We start from the raw sequence: 6,308 nt of genomic DNA on the forward strand, positions 1-6,308 counted from the left end.
GGCGTAGAGCCCGCCCAGGGAGGGGACGTCGTCGAGGACCACGATCTCGTGCCGGTCGCCGTCCATGCTCACGCCCCCACCAGGTTCTGGCCGCACACGCGCAGCGTCTGTCCGTTGACGCCACCGGCGGCGTCCGAGGCGAGGAACAGCACGGCCTGGGCCACGTCCTCCGGCAGCCCGCCCTGCTGCAGGGAGTTCAGCCGGCGCGCGACCTGGCGGCGGGCCGCCGGCATCCGGGCGGTCATCTCCGTCTCGATGAACCCGGGGGCCACGGCGTTGATGCTGCCGCCGCGGCGGGCCAGCAGGGGCGCGGTGGCGGCGACCATCCCGATCACCCCGGCCTTCGAGGCGGCGTAGTTGGTCTGGCCGCGGTTGCCCGCGACCCCGCTCGTGGAGGCCAGGGAGACGATGCGCGGAGCCTCACCGAGGCCCGCGCCCGCCAGGAGCTGCTCGTTCATCCGCAGCTGCGACTCGAGGTTCACTGCCAGCACCGGGGCCCAGCGGGACTCGTCCATGTTGGCGAGCAGCTTGTCCCGGGTGATCCCGGCGTTGTGCACCACCACGTCCAGGTGCCCGAAGCGCTCGCGGGCGAGCCCGAGGATCTTGTCCCCGGCGTGCTCGTCCGTGATGTCGAGCTGGAGGGCCACGGCGTGGATCTCGTTGGCCAGCGCGGCCAGGGGCTCGCCCGCGCCCGGGACGTCCACGACGACGACGCGCGCGCCGGCGCCGGCGAGCGTGCGGGCGATCTGCGCGCCGATGCCGCGGGCCGAGCCGGTGACGGCGGCGACCTTGCCCCGCAGGGGGGCCTCCCAGTCCGTGGGCAGGGCCCCGGCGTCGTCGCCGACCGTCACGAACTGCCCGGAGACGAAGGCGCTGCGCCCGGAGAGCAGGAACCGCAGGGCCCCGAGCGCGCTCGGGGCTTCGGGGGCGACGCCCTCGGCGAGCAGCACGCCGTTGGCGGTGGCCCCGCCGCGCATCTCCTGGGCCGTGGAGCGCAGGAGGCCGACGACCGCCTGGCGGGCCGCGGCGACGGCCGGGTCGAGGGGCTCCGCGGCCGCGGGCGTCGCCGAGGCCGCGCCCGTGCCGATGCCCGGGGCGGGCCGGGACACGGTGAGCACGCGGCCGCCGGGGGCGAGCGAGCGCAGCGCAGCGCCCAGGCCGAGCGCGGGCTCGGCCAGGTCGGCGGGCCGGGCCAGCTCGGTCAGGGCCAGCACGACCGCCCCGAACCGGTGGACGTCGTCGGCGTGGCGCCGCACGTCGAGGTCCCAGCCCAGCAGGGCCGTGGCGATCCGGTCCGCCTCCTCGCCGCGTCCCAGCACGAGGACGGGGCCGGGCACGAGCGGGTCCCCGGCGCGGTGGCGGCGCAGCCGGGCGGGCGCGGGCAGGCCGAGCTGCCGGGCGAGCCGGCCGCCGGGGCCGGAGCTGACGAGGTCGAGATAGGTGTCTGCCATGAGGGTGGGGGTCCTTGCTGTGCGGATCGGTGGGCGGGCGGGGTGCAGGTCAGCGGGCCTCGAGGACCGCGGTGACGCCGAGGCCGCCGGCCGCGCAGACCGAGATGAGCCCGCGCGCGGGGCGGCCGGTCTCGTCGGCGCGCTCGCGCAGCAGCTTGGCGAGGGTGCCCACGATGCGCCCGCCGGTCGCGGCGAAGGGGTGGCCGGCCGCGAGGGAGGAGCCCGTGACGTTGAGCCGGCTCCGGTCCACGGTGCCGAAGGCCCCGCCCAGGCCCAGCCGCTCGCGGCCGAACTGCTCGTCCTCCCAAGCCGCGAGGGTCGCCAGCACGGTCGCGGCGAACGCCTCGTGGATCTCCACGAAGTCGAAGTCGCCGAGGGCCAGGCCCTGGCGGGCCAGCAGGCGGGGGACGGCGTAGGCACCGGCCATCAGCAGGCCCTCGTCGCCGTGCACGAAGTCGACGGCGGCCGCCTCGACGTCCACGACGTCGGCGAGCACGGGCAGGGAGCGCTCGGCGGCCCAGTCCTCGGAGGCCAGCAGCACGGTCGAGGCGCCGTCGGTGAGGGGCGTGGAGTTGCCGGCCGTCATCGTGGCCTCGGCGTCCAGGGATCTGCCGAACACCGGCTTGAGCCCGGCGAGCTTCTCGACGGAGCTGTCCGGGCGGAGGTTGTTGTCCCGGGACAGGCCGCGGAAGGAGGTGACGAGGTCGTCGAAGAACCCGCGCTCGTAGGCGGCCGCGAGATGGCGGTGGCTCGCGGCGGCGAACTCGTCCTGGGCCTCGCGGGTGATGCCCCAGCGGGCGGTGGTGAGCGCCTGGTGCTCGCCCATGGACAGGCCGGTGCGCGGCTCGCCCGTGCCGGGGGCCACCGGCTTGAGATCGGCCGGGCGCAGCCCGGCGAGGGCCTTGAGCTTCTGCGGGGTGCTCTTGGCCCGGTTGAGCTCGAGCAGGGTCCGGCGCAGCCGCTCGCTCACCACCACGGGCGCGTCCGAGGCGGAGTCGACGCCGCCGGCCACGGCCGAGTCGATCTGGCCGAGCCGGATCTTGTTGACCAGCGTGGAGACGGCCTCCATGCCCGTGGCGCAGGCCTGCTGCACGTCGAAGGCGGGGGTCCGCGGGTCCAGGACCGAGCCGAGCACGGACTCGCGCGTGAGGTTGAAGTCCTTGGGGTGCTTCAGCACGGCGCCGGCGGCGACCTCGCCGATCCGCTCCCCGGCCAGGCCGTAGCGGGCGGCCAGGCCGTCCAGGGCGGCGGTGAGCATGTCCTGGTTGCCGGCGTTGGCGTAGGCGCCGTGCGCCCGGGCGAAGGGGATGCGGTTGGCGCCGACCACGACGGCACGGCGGGCCACGCCGGTCCGTCCGGCGCCGCTGGGGGTGGTGTGCTCGGCGGTGGGCTCGACGGTCTGCTCGGGGGTGGACTCGCTCACAGGGAACTCCTCGGTGCTGTTGTGATGATGGTCACGTCATGGACGACAATACCTGATACTCTGGGTATCGTGAAACAGGTCGACGCCACTGACTCCTCCGCCCCGGGCGGCACGCCCGCCACGGACGGCCGCTCCTCCCGCTGGGCCCGGCACCGCGCGCAGCGGCGGATCGAGCTGATCCGCACGGCCCGCGGCGCCGTGGACGAGCTCGGCGCCCAGGCGTCCATGGAGGAGATCGCCACGGCGTGCCAGACCTCGAAGTCCGTCTACTACCGGTACTTCGGGGACAAGGCCGGGCTGCAGCGGGCGGTCGGCGAGTACACCGTGACGCGGATGCGCGACCGCCTCGAGGAGGCGGCCCGCGCGGCCGGCTCCTTCGAGGACTCGGTCGAGGCGATGGTCGCCGAGTACCTGCTGAGCATCGAGCGCTCGGCGTCGGTGTACCGCTTCGTCGTGGCCCTCTCCCCCGACACCGGACGCTCCCGGCGCGACCGGCACCGCGCCGAGCGGACCCGCGGCGAGCGCGCCGGCAAGGAGGACGACCCGGCCGAGGACGGCGGCGAGCGCTGGCTGATCCAGGAGTTCACCGAGTCCGTCAGCGGGCTGCTCGCCGAGGCCCACGTGCGCCACACCCCCGCCGAGCGCCGGCTGGAGGAGCCGGTGCTCAGCTACTGGGCCGCGTCCACGATCGGCATGGTGCGCGGTGCCGGCGAGGCGTGGATGAACACCCCCGAGAGCACCGTGCGCCCGTCCCGCGAGCGGATGACGGAGCTGATCGTGGGCTGGGCCGTCGACGGCCTGCGCCCGCCCGGGGCGCCCGTGCCGGAGCAGCCGCCCGGCTGAGACCACCCGGGCCGGCACGGACCCCGGCCGGCCCCGACCACCCCGTGACCGCACCGGCCACCGCCGGTCATCCACGACAGGAGCGAACATGACCACCACCGTCGACCGACCGAGCCCCGCCGGCCCCGGAGCCGGCCCCACCACCGGCTCCGCCGCCGGCTCCACCGCCGTGGACGGGACGGAGATCCCCGCCCCCGCCGTGGACGTCGCGGCCCTCGGCGAGCTGCTGCTGGGGCGGTGGGCCGAGGTCCGGCGCGAGACCCGCCGGATGCTGCTCGACGAGCGGCTGCACCAGCAGCCGGGTCTCACCCACCACGAGCACCGCGAGCGCGTGCTGGGCCAGCTGCACCTGCTGGTGGAGCACGGCGCGATGAGCCGCGGCCTGCCGGAGGAGTACGGCGGGCAGAACGACCCGGGCGCCAACGTCTCGGGCTTCGAGGAGCTGCTGCTCGGGGACCCCTCGATGCAGATCAAGGCCGGGGTGCAGTGGGGCCTGTTCGGCTCCGCGGTGCTCAACCTCGGCACCGAGGAGCACCACCGGCGCTGGCTCGCGGACATCCGGGACCTGCGGATCCCGGGCGTGTTCGCGATGACCGAGATCGGCCACGGCTCCGACGTCGCCTCGATCGGCACCACCGCCACGTACGACCCCGCCACGGAGGAGTTCGAGATCCACACGCCCTTCGCGGCGGCGTGGAAGGACTACCTCGGCAACGCCGCCGTGCACGGGCGCGCCGCCGTGGTCTTCGCCCAGCTCGTCACCCTCGGCGTGAACCACGGTGTGCACGCCTTCTGGGTGGACCTGCGGGACGAGGACGGGAACTTCCTGCCCGGGGTGGGCGGCGAGGACGACGGCCACAAGGGCGGGCTCAACGGCATCGACAACGGCCGGCTGCACTTCACCCGGGTGCGGGTCCCGCGCACGCACCTGCTGGACAAGTACGGCGCCGTGGCCGCGGACGGGACCTACAGCTCGCCCATCGCGAGCCCGGGCCGCCGGTTCTTCACGATGATCGGCACCCTCGTGCAGGGCCGGGTCTCCCTCGACGGCGCGGCGGTCCTGGCGAACAAGGCCGCGCTGACCATCGCGATCCGCTACGGCAGCGAGCGCCGCCAGTTCAACGCGTCCTCCGACGTGCAGGAGGAGGTGCTGCTGGACTACCAGCAGCACCAGCGGCGGCTGCTGCCGCGCCTGGCGGAGACCTACGCGATGCACTTCGCCCACCAGGAGCTGCTGCACAAGTACGACGACGTCTTCTCCGGCCGCGAGGACACCGACGAGAACCGCCAGGACCTCGAGACCCTCGCCGCGGCGCTGAAGGCGCTGTCCACCTGGAGCGCCCTCGACACGGTCCAGGAGTGCCGCGAGGCCTGCGGCGGCGCGGGCTTCCTGACCAGGAACCGGCTCACCGCCCTGCGCCACGACCTGGACGTCTACGCGACGTTCGAGGGCGACAACACCGTGCTGCTCCAGCTCGTGGCCAAGCGGCTGCTGTCCGACTGGGCGGACGAGTTCAAGCAGGTCGACATGGGCGTGATGGCCCGCTACGTGGCGGGCCGGGCCACCGAGGCCACGTACCACCGGTCCGGGCTGCGCAAGCTCGGCCAGGCCTTCCGGGACACCGGGGACGTGCGCCGCTCGGTGAACGCCCTGCGCGAGGAGTCCGCGCAGCGCTCGCTGCTCACGGACCGGGTGGAGACGATGGTCGCGGAGATCGCCGAGAACCTGCGGCCCAGCGCCAAGCTCCCCCGCGCCGAGGCCGCGGCGCTGTTCAACGAGAACCAGCACAGGATCATCGCCGCGGCGCGCGCCCACGCGGAGCTGCTGCAGTGGGAGGCCTTCACCCGCGGCCTGGAGCAGGTCGAGGACCCGGGCACCCGCACGGTGCTCACCTGGCTGCGCGACGTCTTCGGGCTGCGGCTGATCGAGAAGAACCTCGCGTGGTACCTCTCCTACGGCCGGCTCTCCATGCGGCGCGGGCGCAGCCTCGACGAGTACGTCGACCGGCTGCTGGCCCGCCTGCGCCCGCACGCGCTGGACCTCGTGGCGGCGTTCGAGCTGGAGCCGGAGCACCTGCGGGCCGAGATCGCCACCGGGATCGAGGCGCGGCGCCAGAAGGAGGCGGCCGAGCACTACCGGCGGCTGCGCGCCTCGGGCAGCGCCCCGGTCAAGGAGCGGGCCCCGCGCAAGGAGAACGCCACGTCCGCCGCGGGCGCCCCCGGGGAGAAGGCCCCGGAGGAGGCGAAGAAGGAGCGCCGGGCCGAGCGGCAGGCGGAGCGGCGCACCGAGCGCCGGGCCGAGCGCACGCACGAGCGCCGACTCGAGCTCAAGCCGCGGAAGCTGGCGGCGCAGCGCGCGGCGGTCTCCGGCGCGGCAGAGGAGGACCCGGCCGCCGAGCCGACCGGCAAGCGTGCCGGGAGGCCGACGGGGAAGCAGGCGGGGAAGCGCGCCGGGAAGCAGACCGGGAAGCAGACGGGGAAGCGCGCCGGGAAGCCGGCCCCGGAGTCCGCCGGCGGCCCGGACCGAGCGGCCGGTGCCCCGCCGGCGCAGGACACCGCCGTGACGCAGGACGCCTGACCCGCCGCCGGAT

The 6,308-nt window shown here is 75.2% G+C and carries 3 protein-coding genes and 1 pseudogene; 2 read left to right on the forward strand and 2 right to left on the reverse strand.

The annotated features are described in order from the left end of the window. Positions 1 to 68: 68 nt before the first annotated feature. Complete coding sequence (locus tag ACFU0Y_RS16370) at positions 69 to 1,451, reverse strand: 3-oxoacyl-ACP reductase (RefSeq protein ID WP_380215729.1); 1,383 nt, start codon at positions 1,449 to 1,451, stop codon at positions 69 to 71. A gap of 49 nt (positions 1,452 to 1,500) precedes the next feature. Then, positions 1,501 to 2,874: an acetyl-CoA C-acetyltransferase gene (locus ACFU0Y_RS16375; RefSeq protein ID WP_380215731.1), complete on the reverse strand. Its 1,374-nt coding sequence runs from the start codon at positions 2,872 to 2,874 to the stop codon at positions 1,501 to 1,503. 69 nt (positions 2,875 to 2,943) lie between these two features. Here ACFU0Y_RS16375 and ACFU0Y_RS16380 point away from each other — a divergent pair, with 69 nt between their 5' ends. Both ACFU0Y_RS16380 and ACFU0Y_RS16385 read left to right on the forward strand, forming a co-directional pair. Further along, the gene (locus ACFU0Y_RS16380) at positions 2,944 to 3,717 is read left to right on the forward strand and encodes a TetR/AcrR family transcriptional regulator (RefSeq protein WP_380215733.1); all 774 of its coding nucleotides are present in this window, start codon (positions 2,944 to 2,946) and stop codon (positions 3,715 to 3,717) included. A gap of 88 nt (positions 3,718 to 3,805) precedes the next feature. Then, positions 3,806 to 5,896 (forward strand): annotated as a pseudogene (locus ACFU0Y_RS16385) (acyl-CoA dehydrogenase); the annotation flags it as partial. Positions 5,897 to 6,308: the final 412 nt, after the last annotated feature.

The organism is Kocuria sp. NPDC057446, assembly GCF_042802875.1.
GTDB lineage: Bacteria > Actinomycetota > Actinomycetes > Actinomycetales > Micrococcaceae > Kocuria.